Origin of the sequence: Enterocloster sp. 210928-DFI.2.20 (assembly GCF_020554465.1) — a bacterium.
Lineage (GTDB): Bacteria > Bacillota > Clostridia > Lachnospirales > Lachnospiraceae > Enterocloster > Enterocloster bolteae.
The window spans coordinates 38,358-56,310 of record NZ_JAJCHK010000029.1 but is presented as its reverse complement, the minus strand read 5'-3'; the positions used below and the strand labels follow the sequence as shown (position 1 = coordinate 56,310).

Below are 17,953 nucleotides of genomic sequence, written 5' to 3'. Positions count from 1 at the left end.
GGTAACTCACGATATAATACGAAACGGGGGATATATAGATGGAACGCGAAAAATTCTCGTCCAGGCTGGGCTTCATCCTTATAAGCGCAGGGTGTGCCATTGGTCTGGGCAATGTGTGGCGGTTCCCTTATATAGTAGGCGAATACGGAGGGGCCGCTTTTGTGCTGGTATACCTGGTGTTCCTGCTGATACTGGGACTTCCCATCGTAGTCATGGAATTTGCAGTGGGAAGGGCCAGCCGGAAAAGCGCTGCCCTGTCTTTTGACCTGCTGGAGCCAAAGGGAAGCAGGTGGCATCTGACCAAGTACATCGCTATGGCAGGCAACTATATTCTGATGATGTTCTACACAACAGTGGGCGGATGGATGATGCTTTATTTCTTTAAAACCCTTAAAGGGGATTTCGGCGGCATGGATGCAGAAGCAGTGGCCGGTGAATTCGTCAGTATGCTGGCCAATCCTGCGCTGATGGGAGGATTCATGGTCATCGTGGTGCTCCTGTGCTTTGGAGTCTGCGCCATGGGTCTTCAGAAGGGTGTGGAGCGCATTACAAAGGTCATGATGGTGTGTCTGCTGGTGCTGATGGTGGTGCTGGCCGTACATTCCATGGTTCTGCCGGGAGGCGGTCCCGGTCTGGAGTTTTACCTGAAGCCTGACTTCGGGAAAATGGTGGAGTCGGGTATCGGGGAAGCCGTGTTTGCTGCCCTGGGACAATCCTTTTTCACCCTGAGCATCGGCATCGGAGCCCTGGCCATCTTCGGAAGCTATATCGGCAAGGAGAGGACACTGACAGGGGAGGCAGTCAGCGTAACCCTGCTGGACACCCTGGTGGCCTTCATGGCAGGACTCATCATATTCCCGGCCTGCTTTGCCTACAACATTGAGGCCAAATCAGGGCCGTCCCTGATATTTATCACCCTGCCCAATGTGTTTAACCATATGGCAGGCGGCAGAATCTGGGGGACGCTGTTTTTCCTGTTTATGTCCTTTGCGGCTTTTTCCACCATTATCGCGGTGTTCCAGAACATCATTTCCTTTGCCACGGATTTGACGGGCTGCACCCTTAAGAAGGCGGTTCTCTGCAACATAGCCGCCATCATCATTTTATCCCTTCCATGTGTGCTGGGCTTTAACCTCTGGAGCAGCTTTGCCCCCCTGGGAGAGGGAAGCACGGTTCTGGATCTGGAGGATTTTATCCTCAGCAACAACCTTCTGCCTATCGGCAGCATGCTTTATCTGCTGTTTTGCACCAGCCGTTACGGATGGGGCTTTAAGAAATTTATGGCGGAGGCCAATGAAGGGGAGGGGATTCATTTCCCCGCATGGACCAGGGTTTATGTGAGCTATATCCTGCCTTTGATTGTACTTATCATATTTATTCAGGGATATGCCTCCAAGTTTCTGGGAAATTAAAAGGTAATTAAAAAGTGTATTTGACAAGAACAGAATGAATGCAAAGGGCTGCCCCTGGGGATCCGCTGTAATCGGAATCCTCAGGGGCGGTTTTTGTATTCAGATAGATGTATTTAGATAATTGTATTCAGATAGTTGTATTCAGGTTTTTGTCTTCCGGATTTTGTTCCGGATAAAAAATGTAAAACGACCTTGACATTTAATGTAAAGTATACTATACTGAAAATGTAAAGCAAACTATACTGTAAGAGATGGAGACGAGAATGAGGAGTGAAGATTTAAGGCCGGAATGAATGATGCCGGAATGAGGTTAGAACAAATAGGGTAAGAACGAAACGAGAGGGTGGTGTGATTGAAAACCAGGATACAGGAACTAAGGAAACAGAACAAGGTAACCCAGGAGGAGCTGGCTTTGGCCCTGGGGGTGACCAGGCAGACCATAATATCCCTGGAAAACGGGAAGTATAATGCTTCCCTGCAGCTGGCTTTTAAGATTTCAAGATTTTTCGGAAAGAGCATAGAGGATATATTTTTATTTGAAGAGGAGGAATGATTATGTGGCTGAATCAGTTATTTATTGAAAATCCCATTGATTTTGAGAAGAGGTGCAGAAACAGGATTGTGTATGGAATATGTTTTATCCTGTTGGGCGCAGCGGCCATAGGCCTGTCCTTTGCGGTCAGAAACCACGCTATGGTGATGTATCTGGAACAGGGATACAAGGATTTTATGCCGGGATTTTACAGTGGGACCGGATTCGGCCTGGCCGCGGCCGGCGTCATATCCATCATGCGCAATCTGAAATATCTGCGAAATCCCGAGCTTAAGGAGAAGCGCAGGATATATGAGACCGATGAGAGGAACCGTATGCTGGGGCTGCGCTGCTGGGCCTATACGGGATACACCATGATGATATCGCTTTATATCGGAATCCTTATAAGCGGGTTCATCAGCATGACCGTGACAAAGACCCTGATATCCGTAGCCGTATTTTTTGCGGTGCTCCTGCTGGTGTTCAAAAGGCTTTTGCAGAAGGTTATGTAGGGACATACCAGTTAGCGGTTCTAGGCAAGGGCATAATAAGACAAATGAAAACACAGGAGCCAACACACAACAAAAACGCCGCCATTGGAGACAATGTGCGGCGTTTCCGCCGGTATGGGATTTTTTTAATTTTATAATAATGACAACCATGTACTCAAATAAAAAAGATGACTAACCCAACAAAAACATGACAGAGCGTGTCATGGTATCTATGGTATACTATAATTAACAGATAAAGATTAAAGAGGTGTTTTGATATGGCAGAAAAAATTCGATATGAAAAAAAGAAAACAAGGCTGACTGAAAAATATCAACAGCCGCCAGAGTCTCTTATCCGGATTTTTATGGGCATTGAGGCTTGGAAGCGTTTAATGCGCTTTGAGGAAATGCTAAGAGAGCGGTACGATGTAAGCCGCGAAATAAGGTTTCCCTTCGGCAATGAATATGGCTGGAGTTTCCGGTATTCTCATAAAAAGTCGTTGCTGCTGTATGTGTTTTTTGAAGAAGGCGGTTTTTGCTGTACTATTTCTATCAAGGATAAAGGCGCTCAGGAGGTTGATTCCATATTTGGCGAATTATTGCCGGAAATACAAGCAAGCTGGCTTAACCGATATGCCTGCGGTGCAGACGGCGGTTGGCTTAATCGTTCGGTTATAAGTGATGAAGAACTGCCTGACCTGATCCGACTGGTAGGCGTTAAAGTCAAGCCGAAAAAGATTGGGGGCAAAAATGCATGAAGGGCGCCATTTCCGTATTTTATATATTCTGCTGAACAATGAGCGGGTTACTGCACCAGAACTTGCAGAAGAATTTGGCGTTTCAGTACGGACCATTTACCGTGATATAGATACAATGAGTGCTGCTGGTATTCCAATCTACATGCAGGGAGGCCGTAAGGGCGGTATCTATCTTTTGGAGGGATATCGGTTAGATAAAGTAACGCTTTCAAAGACAGAGCAGGCTGAAATACTTTTAGCGCTGCAAGGGCTGGGAGCTGTTCAATATCCTGATATTGACCCTGTTCTTCTAAAATTAGGCGCGCTATTTATGAGCCAGGACCGCGATTGGATTGATGTTGACTTAACACGCTGGGGAACAGCCGAAACGGTTCACAGAGATAAGGAACTATTTTCAATACTTCGTAAAGCTATTACCGGGCTGCGGCGTATTCACTTTGAATATTATAGTGCCAAAGGTGAAATGACGGTACGAACTGTTGAACCTGCGAAACTCATTTATCGCTGCCGTGCATGGTACTTGGCCGGATATTGTCTCATGAGACAAGAACCGCGTGTGTTTCGGCTTTCCCGCATGAAAAAGACTGGACTGACAGAAGAACTCTTTGAATATTCTCCTGAAAAGGAAGCTCCATATTTTACGCTGGACGGGAATTACGGACCTCTGCTCAAGGTAAGGCTAATGTTTAATAAGTCGGTAGCATATCGTTTATATGATGCTTTTGAAGATGATACTATGATTCGGCAGGATGATAACATCATAGTAGAAACGCAATTACCGGATTCTGAATGGCTTTACAGCTTTTTGCTATCCTTTGGTGGGAATGTAACTATCCTGGAACCGGAGAATTTGAGGCAGGCTGTTAAAGAACGGATTTTACAGGCGTTGTCAATCATTTAGAATAGCTGTATACTATATATCTGACAGCGGTTACTTGTAAGGAAAAGATTAATGATGCTTTTAAGCATTAGGGAATGGTATATGGATAGAAAAAAACTTATCAATCAGAGCATTGATTATATTATGAAACATTTAGATGAAAATTTGTCTCTTGATACAGTAGCCGCTCATTTTTTTATATCGAAATACCACTTCAGCCGAATCTTCAAGGAAGAAACTGGCGAAAGTGTCTATGCATTTATCAAGCGCTGTAAAATTGACCAAAGCGCAATCGACATGAAACTCAACCCAGCAAAAGCAATCACAGACATTGGTTTGGATTACGGATATAGTGCGTCCAATTATAGCTCCGTATTCAGACAGCACCATGATACCCCGCCATCTATGTTTAGGCAGTCAATACCCACCCGCAGTATGTCTCTTCCCTTTTCCTCAGAGCGGATTGTCCATTTTAAAACAGCGGAGGAATATACCGCACAAATCGAAGTCCAGAAGCAGGAGGATCTGTTTGTGCTGTATGAACGTTTTATTGGAACTTATGCGGACCTTGAAAAAAACTGGTATCAGTTTTTAGATAAGTACAAGGATTTTTTGAATGAAAAGACGCTTTTGGTTGAGCGGTTTTTTAATGACCCTGCTATTACCAGCCCGCTGCAATGTATCTGCGATATTTGCATGACTGTGGAACCGGATTGTGGGCTAAGTAATGTCATGCGGATCAGCGGCGGCCAATGGATCGTGTATCATTTCGATGGAAAGATCAAAGACATCTTTGAAACACTGGAGGGGATTTTCAGCGTTTGGTTTCCCCAAAGTGGTTATAAGATGACGCGGAGATATGGACTCAATATTTATCGCCGCGTTGACCGGGATAATCACAGCGTTATAATGGATTTGTACATCCCAATTTCATAACAGCAAGAATTCAGAAGCGGGCAGCGCGCTTTCTTTTTATAATATAAGAAGTATTAAGCCTTTATAGAAATTGGTACAAGATAAATACGGAGGAAAATATGTTTGATATAAGAAAAGTGCAGGAGAAAGTAATGTATGAAGCTGTCAGAGCAAAAAGCAATGCAGATGTGGCTGGTGAAGTGGTATACGGCTGTGAGAAGGCCGCTCATACGGAAAATAATTCTGACTGGGTGAAGTCTGTTATGCGGCGTCTGGAAAATAAATTTGAATCAGAGGATGTCAAAGAAATACGAATGGACTGTCAATGCGGTTACGGAATGAACGAAAAGCTTGTGCTTGTAAAGGAGCTGATGGCAGGAGCTGCTAGTATAGAAGAATTTACAAATTCAGAGAAGGCAAAGGCGGCGGGTCTGTTTTGTAAAGGCGGCGAGCTCTTTCTGCAATTTGATTTTTGTCCCTGTCCTATGCTTGCCGAGGTGGAACGATTAGAGACAGCCGCATGGTGCCAGTGTACTACCGGCTACAGCAAGGTCCTTTTTGAACAAGCGTTTGCCTGTAAAGTGGATGTTGAGTTACTGAAAAGTATAAAGATGGGGGATTCTGTGTGTCTTATGAAAATTACTCCCCACAACCCTGTCTGGCAATAAAAGAGAATACGACGCAGGGGGTTACACGGTGCTGCACCGCCGCCATGCCCCTGCCCGGTCAAGTACCCGGCAGGGGTCATTGACATCCGGGTCATTTTCCTTTACAGTGTAGTTGGGGTAACGGAAGCGCAGTGAAGGAGTCCAAGGGAAGGAGACAGCCATGAACCTGGAATACAGAATCAATGAAAGCTACGACCGTCTGACGGCCAATGACAGGGAGGTTCTGAATCGGATTTTACGGAACAAGGCGCAGTCTGCCGGTATGAACAGTACGGAACTGGCGGCCTTCTGCCATGTGTCCAGGACAACCCTGATCAGGCTGTTTAAAAAACTGGGAATCGGCGGCTTTGCTGAGTTCAGGCTTTTACTGAAAGAACGGGCCGGGATGCAGGAGCTGGCCCGCCTGGATATGGAGGAAATCATATCCAACTACCACCGCATGGTGGACGGCCTTAGGGAGTACGACTACAGCGTGATTCTGGAGGCCATCCATGAGGCGGGTACCATATATCTCTATGGCACGGGAAATGAGCAGAAGGCCATTGGGGAGGAATTCAAACGTATTTTCCTGATGTTTGGAAAGTGCTGCATTGATTTATTCGATTACGGGGAGGTGGAGTACGCTTCCCGGTATTTTAAGTCCGGAGATTTGTTTGTGGCCATCTCATTGTCGGGGGAATCGGAAAACGGCGTACAGGTACTGCGTTTTGTCCAGTGCAGGGAAATAAAAACCCTGTCCATTACCCGCTGGACCAATAATACCATGGCCCGGATGTGCCGGTACAATCTCTATGCCGGAACCAGAATGATAAGCGGAGGCGGGGAGCCGGGATATGAGATGGTGGCTGCCTTCTACATCCTGTTAGACATGCTGTCGGTAAATTACCTGGAATATGAGAGGAAGGGCCATGAGACTGGAAGAAGCGTTCAATAAAAATTATAACAGGTTCACGGAAAATGAACAGTATATCTGCCGGTATTTGCTGGAGCATAAAAAGGAGTGCGCCGTCATGAGCATAACAGAATTTGCCGGAAGCTGTCATGTGTCGGAATCCATGTTGGTGCGTTTTGCAAAGAAGAACGGTTTGGCGGGATACGGGGAGCTGAAGGCCAGGCTCAGACTGGAGGAGCAGGAAACAGAAGAAGCCCTGGGGCCTGGGGAAGAGCTGCTTAATACGGTGACAGACAGTTACCACAAAATGATGGATGAGCTGATTGGCCGCGGCCTGGATTCCCTCTTTGAAAAGCTGTACAGGGCCCGGCGGGTATTTCTCTATGGCAGCGGCTCAGCCCAGACTAGGGCAGCCAGCGAGATGAAGCGCATTTTCCTTCCGGTGAAGGAAATGTTTCATATCCATGGACACGACATGCGGGGCGCATTGTCCAGGGTGATGACGGAACGGGACATGGCAGTCATCATATCACTGACCGGGGAGTCTGAGGCCACGGTAAGTCTGGCCCGGGAACTGCGGCTGAGACAAGTGCCCACCCTTTCCATTACCCGGCTGGGCAATAATACACTGGCATCTGTCTGTGATGAGAATCTCTATATCCATTCCATCACCCTGCCGTCCAGATACGGGGTTGAATATGAGATATCCACCCCCTATTTTATTCTGATAGAATATCTGTATCTGGCATACCAGGAGTTCCTGAAACGCCGGTTGGACTCCCTGTAAATCTCTGAAATAAGCATTTTTAACATGTTTACAAATATTCAAAAACCGAAAAAATGTACTATAAGTGTACAAAGATTTTAAGCGGGTCCAGGCTATTGCCGGGGCCTTTGTTTTTTGCTAGAATGAGGTCACACAGATAAGGAAGGTAGGGAAAATGGTTAAGGCAATTTTCTTGGACATAGACGGCACACTCAGGGACGAATGCAGCGGCGTGCCCCAAAGCGCGTATACAGCGGTCCGCATGTGCAGGGAAAGGGGAATCCGGATACTGATATGCACGGGGCGGAATCTGGCTTCCATTCAGGAGGAAATCCTGTCCATGGATACAGACGGCATCATAGCCGGAGGAGGCTGTCTGATCGCGGAAAACGGATATGTGCAGAAGAAAAGTTATTTTCAAAAACCGGAAACAGAACGGATTCAGGGATACCTGTTAACAAGGGAACTGCCTTTTGCCATGGAGTCCCAGGAGCGTATATTCATGAACAGGGCTGCGGCAGTGCTGCTTAGACAGGACTTTATCGGCAAGCTAAAGGGACTGGGAGCAGAGGAAATAAGGAAACGGGAGAAGGAAAACAGTATCCCATATGAAGATACCCTTAAAGAGTATATGCACAGCCCGGATCACATACACAAATTTTGTCTGTGGTGCCGGCCTGAGGACTGGGAGGCCGTGTGTGCAACGGTTCCGGGATGGGGCGCTGTCGTCCAGCAGTCTGCCCCCACGGACGGCAAAATCAGAAAATGGGGATATCTGGAGCTCCAGCCTGCGGGCTGCACCAAGGGGCAGGCCATACGCTGGTGGTGCAGGCGCAATGGAATAAGATTGGAAGATACCATGAGCTTTGGGGACGGAAAGAATGACGTGGATATGATTCGGACAACGGGAATCGGAGTGGCCATGGAAGACGGGGATGAGGAGCTGAAGCAATGGGCGGATTCCCTGTGCAGGCCGGCTGCCCGTGATGGGATATACAGGGAACTGGTAAGGCGGGGAATTATCGAGTGAGGTTTTACCGGGAAGAGAGATGTTGGGCAGGGATATATCAGGCAGAGAGATATGGGCAGGGATATATCATACAGAGTGATATTAGACAAAATTTATCGGGAGAAGGAGAGGATTAGATGAGAGCAGAAGAGCAGTTAAGAATCAGGCCGGAGGAACCGTGGTGGAAGGAAGAGGTGGTGTATCAGATTTATCCCCGAAGCTTTAAGGACAGCAACGGCGATGGTATAGGGGATATACGGGGGATTTTGGAAAAGCTGGATTATCTGAAGGCGCTTGGGATTACTATGCTGTGGCTCTGCCCCATATACCAGTCTCCCATGGATGACAATGGTTACGATGTGTCCGACTACTGTGCACTGGCCCCTGAATTCGGAACCATGGAGGAACTGGATGAGCTCATAGAGCGGGCGGGAGATATGGGAATCAAAATCATACTGGATTTGGTTATCAACCATACCTCGGATGAGCACCGATGGTTCAGACAGGCCCTGGAGGATCCCGAAGGGGAGGAACACGGCTACTATATATTTAAGAAGGGGGACAGGGAACCAAATAACTGGCGTTCTGTATTCGGAGGCAGTGTGTGGGAAAAGGTGGAAGGACGCAGCGAATATTATTTCCATGCATTCGGGAAGAAACAGCCGGACTTAAACTGGGAAAATGAAACCCTTCGGAAGAAGCTGTATGAGATGGTCAACTGGTGGCTGGAGAGGGGAATTGCCGGATTCCGCATCGACGCCATTACCTTTATAAAGAAAGACCTGACCTTTGCAGACCAAGAGCCGGACGGGGCAGACGGACGGGCCAAATGCACCAAGGCTTCCAGGAACCAGCCGGGAATCGGGGAATTTCTCAATGAACTGAAGCGGGAAACCTTTGACAGGCATGGATGTGTGACTGTGGCGGAGGCGCCTGGCGTTCCCTATGAAGGACTGGGGGATTTCATCGGAAGGAACGGTTATTTTTCCATGATATTTGATTTCCGCTATGCGGATTTAGATATAGCCTCGGGCAGCGAATGGTTTAAGCGAAGGGAATGGACGGTGAAAGAGCTTAAGGATAAAATCATGGCAAGCCAGATGGCTGTCCAGACCTATGGATGGGGGGCCAACTTCATCGAAAACCATGATCAGCCCAGAGCGGCAACCAAATATCTGAAGGAAGCAGCAGAAAATCCCAGTGCTGTCAAGATGCTGGCAGCCATGTATTTCTTCCTGAGGGGAACCCCCTTCCTGTACCAGGGGCAGGAGCTGGGAATGGTGAATTTTGAACGGAGTTCCCTGGATGCATTTAACGATATATCCAGCATAGACCAGTACCACCGTTCTCTGGAGGAAGGCTTCAGTGAAGAGGAGGCGCTTCAAATCATCAACCTGAGAAGCCGCGATAATGCCAGGACTCCGTTCCCATGGACCGGCGGGCGATACGGCGGATTTTCTGAAACAGCGCCATGGCTGCCCATGAGCCGGGAATATCCGGAGAACAGCGCAAAAACCCAGGAAGGGGACAGGGACAGCATACTGGAGTTTTACCGCTCCATGATTCGGTTCAGACAGTGGGGACCCTGGAGGGACTGCCTGGTATACGGCGCCATACGTCCTCTGGCGTGCAGCGAACATGTAATTGCCTATGAGAGAAGAACAGAGGATACGGTTATCTGGTGTTACTTTAATTTCAGCGGTACAGGGACGGTGGAGAGACTGCCGGGAATCAGTGCAGGATGCATATGGGCCAATGACCGGGAGGCAATGGACGGAATGATGTTTAATGGGGAAACAGCTGACAAAAAGACAGCCGGCAAAGAAACCGCCGGTAATAGAACCGGCATAGAGGACGGAACGCTTTATTTGGAACCATATCAGGCGCTGCTTTTAAAGGGCAGCTGTTAGAATGCGGAGGGAATCGTGATGGAAGGGAATCAGTACAGGGATGCGGCAGGACGGATAGTGGAGGCGGTGGGAAAGGACAATATATTGTCAGCCACCCACTGCGCCACAAGGCTCAGACTGATAGTAAAGGATAAGGAGCGGATTGACGAAAAGAAGCTTCAGGAAATAGGGATGGTCAAGGGAACCTTCTTCAACGCCGGCCAGTACCAGATTATCCTGGGCACAGGGATTGTGAATAAGGTCTATGGGGAGATGGAAGGGCTGGGGCTCAATACCCTGTCCAAGCAGGAACAGGATGAACTGGTAAAGAACCAGCAAAAGGGCGTCAAGCGCATGATGCGCATGCTGGGCGACATCTTTATTCCTATCATTCCGGTGATTGCAGCTACCGGTCTGTTCCTGGGACTTAAGGGCTGTGTGTTCAATGACAATGTGCTGGGCCTTCTGGGCCTGTCCGCATCCATCATACCGGACTATGTGGTGACCCTGGTGAACGTGCTCACAGAGACTGCCTTTGCCTTTCTTCCGGCCCTTATATGCTGGTCGGCCTTCAAGGTGTTTGGAGGAACTCCGGTCATCGGCCTGGTCATCGGACTTATGCTGGTATCCCCCAGCCTTCCCAACGCATATGCGGTGGCTACTCCTGGCAGCGGCGTGGAGGCAGTGATGGCATTTTCACGCATCCCCATTGTAGGCTGTCAGGGAAGCGTTCTGACAGCTATCCTGGCAGCGTTTCTGGGGGCTTCCATGGAAAAAAAGCTGAGAAAAATTATGCCCAATGCCCTGGACCTGATTATGACTCCCTTTCTGGTGATGCTGGGAACATTTCTGGTGGTGATGCTGGGAATCGGACCCGTCATGCATGTGGTGGAGCTTAAGCTGGTAACCATTGTGGAGATGCTGGTGCACCTGCCCTTTGGCATAGGAGGATTCCTGATTGGAGCCACCTATCCGCTGCTGGTGATTACAGGACTCCATCACACCTATACCATGATAGAGACCTCTCTGCTGGCCAATACCGGATTTAACCCTGTCATTACCTTATGCGCCATGTACGGTTTTGCCAACGTGGGAACCTGCCTTGCCTTTTTTGTGAAATCCAGGAAACAGAGCGTAAAATCCACCAGCATCGGGGCCATGCTGTCCCAGCTGTTCGGAATCAGTGAACCGGTGCTGTTTGGAATCCAGCTGCGCTACAATCTCCGTCCCCTTGTCATCATGCTGTTTACGTCCGGCCTGGGGGCAGCGCTTTTGTCTGTGCTGGGAATACAGTCAAATTCCTATGGACTGGCGGTGCTTCCCTCATATCTGATGTATATATACAAGGGAAACCAGCTGATGTGGTATTTCATCATTTCCATATGTTCCGTTGCATGCTGTTTTTTCCTTACATGCCTTTTCGGAATTCCACAGGAGGTGCTGGAAGCGGACGGAGAACCCCATGACCCAGCGTTCCGGGAAAATCAGTTGACAGGAAAAAATGCCGGTGAAATTCCGGGTGAAATAACAGGAGAAGCAGTATATGATATGGTTTCTCCGGCAGACGGATATATCCTGCCTCTGGACCAGGTAAAGGATGAGGTATTTGCTGGAAGGGTGCTGGGAGACGGTTTTGCGGTGGAGCTTACCAGCGGCCGTATCCTTTCACCGGCAGACGGTACAATTGAAGCTGCCTTTGACACGGGCCATGCAGTGGGAATCCGCACGGAGAATGGAATGGAAATCCTGATTCACATTGGTATCAATACCGTGGAACTGGGAGGAAAGGGATTCCGCCTTCATGTTTCCCAGGGTCAGAAGGTACGCAGGGGAGATTGTCTGGTGGACGTGGATTTGGAGGAAGTGAGGAAGTCTGGAAAAGATCTGACCACCATGCTTATTTTTACCACAGGAGAAAGCGTAGCCGTAAAAAGCGGGGAGGCCGTGACGGCCGGGGCTGGATTTGAAATACGGATTGGGCAGAAGGGAACCTGCGGGTCAGAGCTTTCCTGATATAAGCTGTTATAAATGGAAACGGATGAGGAAGCAAAAAAGTAGACATATAAGAAAACAGGCAGATGCACCCAGGGATACAAGATTATCCCCGTCGTGCATCTGTCTGTTTTTGAGTAATCGTAAATTTTGCTGAATCAGTAAATATAGTAAATTTTTTCATTCCGGGCATACTACCTATTGACAATATGCGGTTAGTGCTCTATAATTGCAATATACCCAGGTGGGGTATAAGGAAGGAGTGAAACATATGACCACGCAGCAATATCATATAGACGGAATGTCCTGTGCCGCATGCAGCAGCGCAGTGGAGCGTGTTACGAGAAAGTTAAACGGTGTGGAGAGCAGTAATGTGAATCTGACGACCAACCGCATGGTGATTACCTATGACGAGAGTCAGGTGACACCTGAAATGATTTGTGAGAAGGTATCCAAGGCGGGTTTTTCTGCCAGCCTGATTGTGGAGGAAGAACAGAACAAGAAAAAGGAAGAAGAGGAATGGCAGCAGCAGGAGGAACAGCTGGAGGCTGTGAAGCGCAGGGTGGTTACAGCTATCTGTTTTGCGGTGCCTTTGCTCTACATTTCCATGGGTCATATGCTGCCCTTTACCCTGCCCTTGCCGGCGTTCATGCAGATGGATAAGAATCCTCTCAATTTTGCCCTGGCCCAGCTGATACTGACCGTACCGGTTCTTATTTGCGGACGTAAGTTCTATCTGGTAGGCATCCGTTCCCTGCTTAAGGGCAATCCCAACATGGATTCCCTGGTGGCCATTGGTACGGGGAGCGCATTTATCTACAGCCTTGTGATGACCTTTGGCATTCCCGGAGATCACATGAAGGCCCACCAGCTGTATTACGAGTCGGCGGCCGTGGTGGTCACCCTGGTCATGCTGGGCAAATTCATGGAGAGCCGCAGTAAGGGAAAGACATCTGAGGCCATACGCAAGCTCATGGAGCTGGCGCCGGACACAGCTATTCTCTATGAGAACGGCATGGAAAGGGAAGTGGAGACCTCCCTGGTGTCTGTGGGTCAGCATATCCTTATAAAACCGGGCAGCCGGATACCCCTGGATGGTATACTTGTACAGGGCAGCAGCAGCGTGGATGAATCCATGCTTACCGGAGAGAGCATCCCGGTGGAGAAACAGCCAGGGGACAGCGTGATCGGCGGAAGCATGAATTACAATGGAGCCATGGAGGTAGAAGTGACCCATGTGGGAAGCGATACCACCCTGTCTAAAATCATTAAGATGATCGAGGATGCCCAGGGCAAGAAGGCCCCTATCTCCAAGCTGGCGGATAAGGTGGCCGGATACTTTGTTCCCGCAGTCATGGGAATTGCCCTGGTGGCGGCCCTGCTGTGGTGGATATTGGGAGGAAAGGAACTTTCCTTTGTGCTGACCATATTCGTGGCCGTACTGGTCATTGCCTGCCCCTGTGCGCTGGGGCTTGCCACGCCCACGGCCATTATGGTGGGAACCGGAGTGGGAGCCGGGCACGGTATTTTGATTAAAAGCGGAGAGGCCCTGGAGATTTGCCATAAGGTGGATGCTGTCATACTGGATAAGACAGGGACTATCACAGAGGGAAAGCCCAAGGTGACCGATGTAAATGTAATCAGCGGTGCTGTGGTGGAGCAGGTGTGGAAACTGGAATCCTCCTCTGTGCCGGGGGCTGTGTTGCCTGCCGCGGGTGAGAACCAGGAAGGCAGTGCTTCCAAGGACAGCGCCATGGAACCTCAGGCCTCTGACGACGAGAAAAAGGAGCACCTTCTGGGAATCGCTGCTTCCTGTGAACAGATGTCGGAACATCCCCTGGGCCAGGCCATTGTAAACGCCGCCAGGGAGAAGCAGATGGACCTGGCCATGCCCGAAGCATTTGAGAGCATCACCGGGGCAGGCATCATCACCACCTGGAAGGGATGGAAGGTGGCAGTGGGCAACCGGCGTCTCCTGGACCACCTCCATGTGCCTGTATCCCAGGATACGGAAAAGACAGCCTCAGAGTACGCCAATACAGGAAAGACTCCCATGTATGTTGTGATAGACGGACGTCTGGCCGGAATCGTGTGTGTGGCCGATACAATTAAGGAAACCAGTGTGGAGGCAGTGGAAAAAATAAAGGGTCTGGGAGTGACCGTCTACATGGTCACAGGTGACAATGAGAAAACGGCCCAGTACATCGGTAAGCTGGCCCATGTGGACCAGGTGGTGGCTGAGGTGCTTCCGGAAGATAAGGCACAGGTGGTAAACCGGTTGCAGAAAGAGGGAAAAACAGTTATGATGGTAGGTGACGGCATCAACGACGCACCTGCGCTGGTACAGGCGGATGTGGGCTGTGCGGTTGGAAACGGCAGCGATATTGCCCTGGAGTCAGGGGATGTGGTGCTGATGAAATCTGACCTGATGGATGTCTACAGGGCTGTCAAATTGAGCAAGGCAACCATCCGGAATATAAAGCAGAATCTGTTCTGGGCGTTTTTCTATAACTCATTGGGCATCCCGGTGGCAGCCGGAGTGCTGTACCTGTTGGGCGGCCCGCTTTTAAGCCCTATGCTGGGAGGATTTGCGATGTCTTTAAGCTCAGTGTGTGTGGTGGGAAATGCCTTAAGACTCAGGAATCTGAAGCTGTAGCACAGGTCTTAAAAGACCTGGGGAAACCGATCCTGTCCGGAACAGGGGCGGTTTCCCCCAGGAACAGTAAGGTAAAAGGAGAGGATCACATGAATCAGGAAGAAGGCTGCACCTGCCGCCATAAACACAGGGAAGTGACGGAAGAACGCGGTCTCATGAACCGGCTGAACCGGATAGAGGGACAGATAAGGGGTATCAAGTCCATGGTGGAGGACGAGCGCTACTGCGTGGATATCATCACCCAGGTGGCAGCGGTCCAGGCCGCCCTTAACAGCTTTAACAAGGTGCTTCTGGAGCGCCACATCAAGAGCTGCGTGGTGGATGATATCCGCCGGGGCGACAGCGACGCCACGGTGGAGGAGCTTTGCAGGACCCTGCAGAAGATGATGAAATAACAGGAAACCAGACATAGAAAACAATTATAGAAACCAGAGATAAAGGAAACGAAACGATACATGCAGTTTAATTCATATTTATTTTTATTATTATTCCTCCCGGCTGTGCTGGCAGGATATTTCGGGCTTTGCCGGATGAAGCGCCATACATGGGCCAGAGGATTTTTGGCTGCCATGTCCCTGGTATTTTTCGCCTACGCGAATCCATGGTATCTGGGACTGCTGGTGGGAAGCGCGGTATTTAACTGGGCTGTTTCCAGAGTGCTGGCAGGAGAAGGAAATAAGGAGACAGCCAAAGGAAATGGTAAGACGCCCGGCAGGACGGATGGTAAAAAGAGCGGCAGGCCCGGCAGTAGGATGGTTCTGGTATTTGGCATATGCGCCAATCTGGCCCTGCTTTTTTACTTTAAATACACGAATTTCTTTATAGAGAACCTGAACGCGTTTCTGGGAAAGGACATTGCCTTTACAAGGCTTCTCCTTCCGGTGGGGATCAGCTTTTTTACCTTCCAGCAGATTGCGTGGCTGGTTGACTCCTTCCGCATGGAGACAGGAGATTACAGTTTTTGGGATTATTTCCTGTTTACCGTATATTTTCCCAAGATAGCCATGGGACCTATTCTCCTGCACGGAGAGTTCATTCCCCAGCTTAAGGACCCATCCCGCCTGAAGGCAGATTCCCGCAATATGGCAGAGGGACTGATGATACTGGCCGTGGGACTGTTTAAGAAGGTCATCCTGGCTGAGTTTTTTGCGGGGCCGGTAAACTGGGGGTATGCCCAGGTGGAGATACTCAGCTCCACAGACGCGTTTCTGGTCATGCTGGCTTACACCTTCCAGCTGTATTTTGATTTCAGCGGTTACTGTGACATGGCCATGGGAATTTCCAGGATGTTCAACCTGGAACTGCCCCTTAATTTTAATTCTCCCTACAAAGCGCTGTCTCCGGTGGAATTCTGGAAGCGCTGGCACATGACACTGACCCGTTTCCTCAGAACATATATCTATTTTCCTCTGGGTGGAAGCAGGAAGGGAAGCCTGCGCACCTACATGAATATCATGATAGTGTTTCTGGTAAGCGGTTTCTGGCACGGCGCTGCCTGGACCTTTATCCTGTGGGGGGCGCTTCACGGCGCTGCCCAGGCCCTTAACCGTGTATTTAAACGGCAGTGGGAGAATCTGCACACGGCTTTTAGGTGGATGGCCACCTTTCTCTTTGTCAACCTGACCTGGGTTATCTTCCGGTCAGAGAGCATATCCCAGGCAAAGCTGTTTTTGAAACGGCTGCTGGATTTTGGAAACATGCAGATTAATCCGTCCTTTATGGACAGCTTCAAGATGGTGGAACTGCCTCTCTGGCTGACAGGCCACCGGGTATTTACCGTGCTGGGGCTGTATGGAATCGTGCTTTGCCTGGTGATGAATGCCAGGAATATGGGGGAGACAGAGCTTCGTCCCACCTTCCTTCGCGGAGCGGGAACAGCCCTTCTTCTGGTCTGGTCCGTCCTGTCCCTGGCAGGAATATCCGGCTTCATTTATTTTCAGTTCTAATTAGGCTTATTTGAATAAACAGCTACAGGAGAGATTATATTGGATACACAAAAGCAGGAAAATGGGACAGAAGACATGAGGTATGGGAGATGGCTGTGGTTTACCGTGGGAGCCGTACTGGCCATGTTGGTTATGCTTGGCGGACTGGTGGTCTGGGTGGATCCTTTTTTCCACTATCACAAGCCCCTTGAACATCTGGCATACCCCATTGACAGCGAACGGTACCAGAATGACGGTATCAGCCGCAATTTTACATACGACGCAGTGCTAACAGGGACATCCATGATGGAGAATTTTAAAGCCAGCCGTTTTGACAGTCTTTTCGGCGTGGCATCCGTCAAGATACCATATGCGGGAGGATATTATAAGGAGGTGGACCAGGCTGTGAGAAGGGCCCTGTCCTATAACCCCCAGGTAAAGGTGGTGTGCAGGAGCCTTGACAGGAGCTTCCTGTTTTATCAGAAGGACCAGCAAAATCCGGCGGCTCCTTCCCCCGATTATCTGACGGATGACAATCCCTTTAATGATGTGAATTATATTTTCAACAAGGAAGTGATCTTCGGCACTATTCAGGGTGTTTTTGCCAGGACAAAGGCAGGCGGGCAGACCACCACCTTTGACGAATACATGCACTGGGCACCGGAGCGGGACTGGGGCAGGGAGGCTGTCTTAAAGACATATGAACGGGAGCCGCAGAAAAATGGAACCGTTCCCTTTACAGAAGAAGACCGCCGTACGGTCATGGAGAACCTGGAACAGAATGTGTTGGCCACGGCCAGGGCCAATCCCCAGGTCACCTTTTACTACTTTATTCCGCCCTACAGCATCAGCTGGTGGGACAGCGAGCTGATGGTAAAAGGGGAGTTTGAACGGCAGATGGAGGGATACCGCCTCATGGCCCGCATGCTGCTGGAGTGCAGAAACATACGCCTCTTTGCCTTTGACGACCAGTTTGACATTACCTGCAATCTGGACCATTATATGGATGTAATCCACTACTCGGAGGACATCGGTGACCAGCTGCTGGAATGGATGGCGGCAGGAGAGCATATGCTTACAAACGACAATGTGGACCGCTATTTTGATAGAATCACGGATTTCTATGCAAACTATGATTATGACAGCATTTATGAATGACGGGATGTTT

16 protein-coding genes are annotated in these 17,953 nt (G+C 49.4%); all 16 read left to right on the top strand.

Annotated elements, in window-relative coordinates; all coding sequences use genetic code 11:
• The first annotated feature begins 38 nt into the window (after nt 1-38).
• The 16 genes from LI015_RS21230 to LI015_RS21155 all read left to right on the top strand — a co-directional run bounded on the left by LI015_RS21230 (nt 39) and on the right by LI015_RS21155 (nt 17,943).
• Nucleotides 39-1,412 carry a sodium-dependent transporter gene (locus LI015_RS21230; RefSeq protein WP_002573239.1) on the top strand — a complete coding sequence of 458 codons (1,374 nt, stop codon included), beginning with the start codon at nt 39-41 and terminating at the stop codon, nt 1,410-1,412.
• A gap of 352 nt (nt 1,413-1,764) precedes the next feature.
• Nucleotides 1,765-1,965, top strand: coding sequence for a helix-turn-helix transcriptional regulator (locus LI015_RS21225; protein WP_002564413.1), 201 nt, complete (start codon nt 1,765-1,767; stop codon nt 1,963-1,965).
• Nucleotides 1,966-1,967: 2 nt separating this feature from the next.
• On the top strand, nt 1,968-2,456 hold the full coding sequence (locus tag LI015_RS21220; RefSeq protein ID WP_227126326.1) for a hypothetical protein: 489 nt from the start codon (nt 1,968-1,970) through the stop codon (nt 2,454-2,456).
• A 257-nt stretch (nt 2,457-2,713) separates the two neighbouring features.
• Nucleotides 2,714-3,193 (top strand): DUF3788 family protein, encoded by a 480-nt coding sequence (locus LI015_RS21215; RefSeq protein WP_227126324.1) that lies wholly within the window; start codon nt 2,714-2,716, stop codon nt 3,191-3,193.
• Nucleotides 3,186-4,094, top strand: coding sequence for a helix-turn-helix transcriptional regulator (locus LI015_RS21210; RefSeq protein WP_002564410.1), 909 nt, complete (start codon nt 3,186-3,188; stop codon nt 4,092-4,094). The genes LI015_RS21215 and LI015_RS21210 overlap by 8 nt, the downstream gene beginning before the upstream one ends.
• 81 nt (nt 4,095-4,175) lie before the next feature.
• Nucleotides 4,176-5,009 carry an AraC family transcriptional regulator gene (locus tag LI015_RS21205; RefSeq protein ID WP_330361545.1) on the top strand — a complete coding sequence of 278 codons (834 nt, stop codon included), beginning with the start codon at nt 4,176-4,178 and terminating at the stop codon, nt 5,007-5,009.
• Nucleotides 5,010-5,107: 98 nt separating this feature from the next.
• On the top strand, nt 5,108-5,656 hold the full coding sequence (locus tag LI015_RS21200; RefSeq protein WP_227126322.1) for a DUF6144 family protein: 549 nt from the start codon (nt 5,108-5,110) through the stop codon (nt 5,654-5,656).
• 160 nt (nt 5,657-5,816) lie between these two features.
• Nucleotides 5,817-6,590, top strand: coding sequence for a MurR/RpiR family transcriptional regulator (locus tag LI015_RS21195; protein ID WP_003525556.1), 774 nt, complete (start codon nt 5,817-5,819; stop codon nt 6,588-6,590).
• Entirely contained in the window at nt 6,565-7,335 is a 771-nt protein-coding gene (locus LI015_RS21190; protein WP_117626991.1) for a MurR/RpiR family transcriptional regulator, read from the top strand. Before LI015_RS21195 ends, LI015_RS21190 begins: the two co-directional genes overlap by 26 nt.
• A gap of 154 nt (nt 7,336-7,489) precedes the next feature.
• Nucleotides 7,490-8,344 (top strand): HAD hydrolase family protein, encoded by an 855-nt coding sequence (locus LI015_RS21185; RefSeq protein ID WP_227126321.1) that lies wholly within the window; start codon nt 7,490-7,492, stop codon nt 8,342-8,344.
• A 116-nt stretch (nt 8,345-8,460) separates the two neighbouring features.
• Nucleotides 8,461-10,233: an alpha-glucosidase gene (locus LI015_RS21180; RefSeq protein WP_119204781.1), complete on the top strand. Its 1,773-nt coding sequence runs from the start codon at nt 8,461-8,463 to the stop codon at nt 10,231-10,233.
• Between the two features lie 18 nt (nt 10,234-10,251).
• Entirely contained in the window at nt 10,252-12,225 is a 1,974-nt protein-coding gene (locus tag LI015_RS21175) for a PTS beta-glucoside transporter subunit IIBCA (RefSeq protein ID WP_227126319.1), read from the top strand.
• A gap of 250 nt (nt 12,226-12,475) precedes the next feature.
• Complete coding sequence (locus LI015_RS21170) at nt 12,476-14,860, top strand: heavy metal translocating P-type ATPase (protein WP_227126317.1); 2,385 nt, start codon at nt 12,476-12,478, stop codon at nt 14,858-14,860.
• 89 nt (nt 14,861-14,949) lie between these two features.
• Nucleotides 14,950-15,255 carry a metal-sensing transcriptional repressor gene (locus LI015_RS21165; protein WP_002564401.1) on the top strand — a complete coding sequence of 102 codons (306 nt, stop codon included), beginning with the start codon at nt 14,950-14,952 and terminating at the stop codon, nt 15,253-15,255.
• 60 nt (nt 15,256-15,315) lie between these two features.
• On the top strand, nt 15,316-16,806 hold the full coding sequence (locus LI015_RS21160; protein WP_002564400.1) for an MBOAT family O-acyltransferase: 1,491 nt from the start codon (nt 15,316-15,318) through the stop codon (nt 16,804-16,806).
• Nucleotides 16,807-16,845: 39 nt separating this feature from the next.
• Nucleotides 16,846-17,943, top strand: a complete 1,098-nt coding sequence (locus tag LI015_RS21155; protein ID WP_227126316.1) for a hypothetical protein — start codon at nt 16,846-16,848, stop codon at nt 17,941-17,943.
• The last annotated feature ends 10 nt before the right edge of the window (nt 17,944-17,953 follow it).

Bases quoted from the DNA above. Each gene is read 5' to 3' on its own strand.
- LI015_RS21160 (WP_002564400.1), top strand. From the start codon at position 15,316: ATGCAGTTTAATTCATATTTATTTTTATTATTATTCCTCCCGGCTGTG.
- LI015_RS21205 (WP_330361545.1), top strand. From the start codon at position 4,176: ATGGATAGAAAAAAACTTATCAATCAGAGCATTGATTATATTATGAAA.
- LI015_RS21230 (WP_002573239.1), top strand. From the start codon at position 39: ATGGAACGCGAAAAATTCTCGTCCAGGCTGGGCTTCATCCTTATAAGC.
- LI015_RS21195 (WP_003525556.1), top strand. From the start codon at position 5,817: ATGAACCTGGAATACAGAATCAATGAAAGCTACGACCGTCTGACGGCC.
- LI015_RS21215 (WP_227126324.1), top strand. From the start codon at position 2,714: ATGGCAGAAAAAATTCGATATGAAAAAAAGAAAACAAGGCTGACTGAA.
- LI015_RS21200 (WP_227126322.1), top strand. From the start codon at position 5,108: ATGTTTGATATAAGAAAAGTGCAGGAGAAAGTAATGTATGAAGCTGTC.
- LI015_RS21180 (WP_119204781.1), top strand. From the start codon at position 8,461: ATGAGAGCAGAAGAGCAGTTAAGAATCAGGCCGGAGGAACCGTGGTGG.
- LI015_RS21175 (WP_227126319.1), top strand. From the start codon at position 10,252: ATGGAAGGGAATCAGTACAGGGATGCGGCAGGACGGATAGTGGAGGCG.
- LI015_RS21165 (WP_002564401.1), top strand. From the start codon at position 14,950: ATGAATCAGGAAGAAGGCTGCACCTGCCGCCATAAACACAGGGAAGTG.
- LI015_RS21220 (WP_227126326.1), top strand. From the start codon at position 1,968: ATGTGGCTGAATCAGTTATTTATTGAAAATCCCATTGATTTTGAGAAG.
- LI015_RS21190 (WP_117626991.1), top strand. From the start codon at position 6,565: ATGAGACTGGAAGAAGCGTTCAATAAAAATTATAACAGGTTCACGGAA.
- LI015_RS21210 (WP_002564410.1), top strand. From the start codon at position 3,186: ATGCATGAAGGGCGCCATTTCCGTATTTTATATATTCTGCTGAACAAT.
- LI015_RS21185 (WP_227126321.1), top strand. From the start codon at position 7,490: ATGGTTAAGGCAATTTTCTTGGACATAGACGGCACACTCAGGGACGAA.
- LI015_RS21170 (WP_227126317.1), top strand. From the start codon at position 12,476: ATGACCACGCAGCAATATCATATAGACGGAATGTCCTGTGCCGCATGC.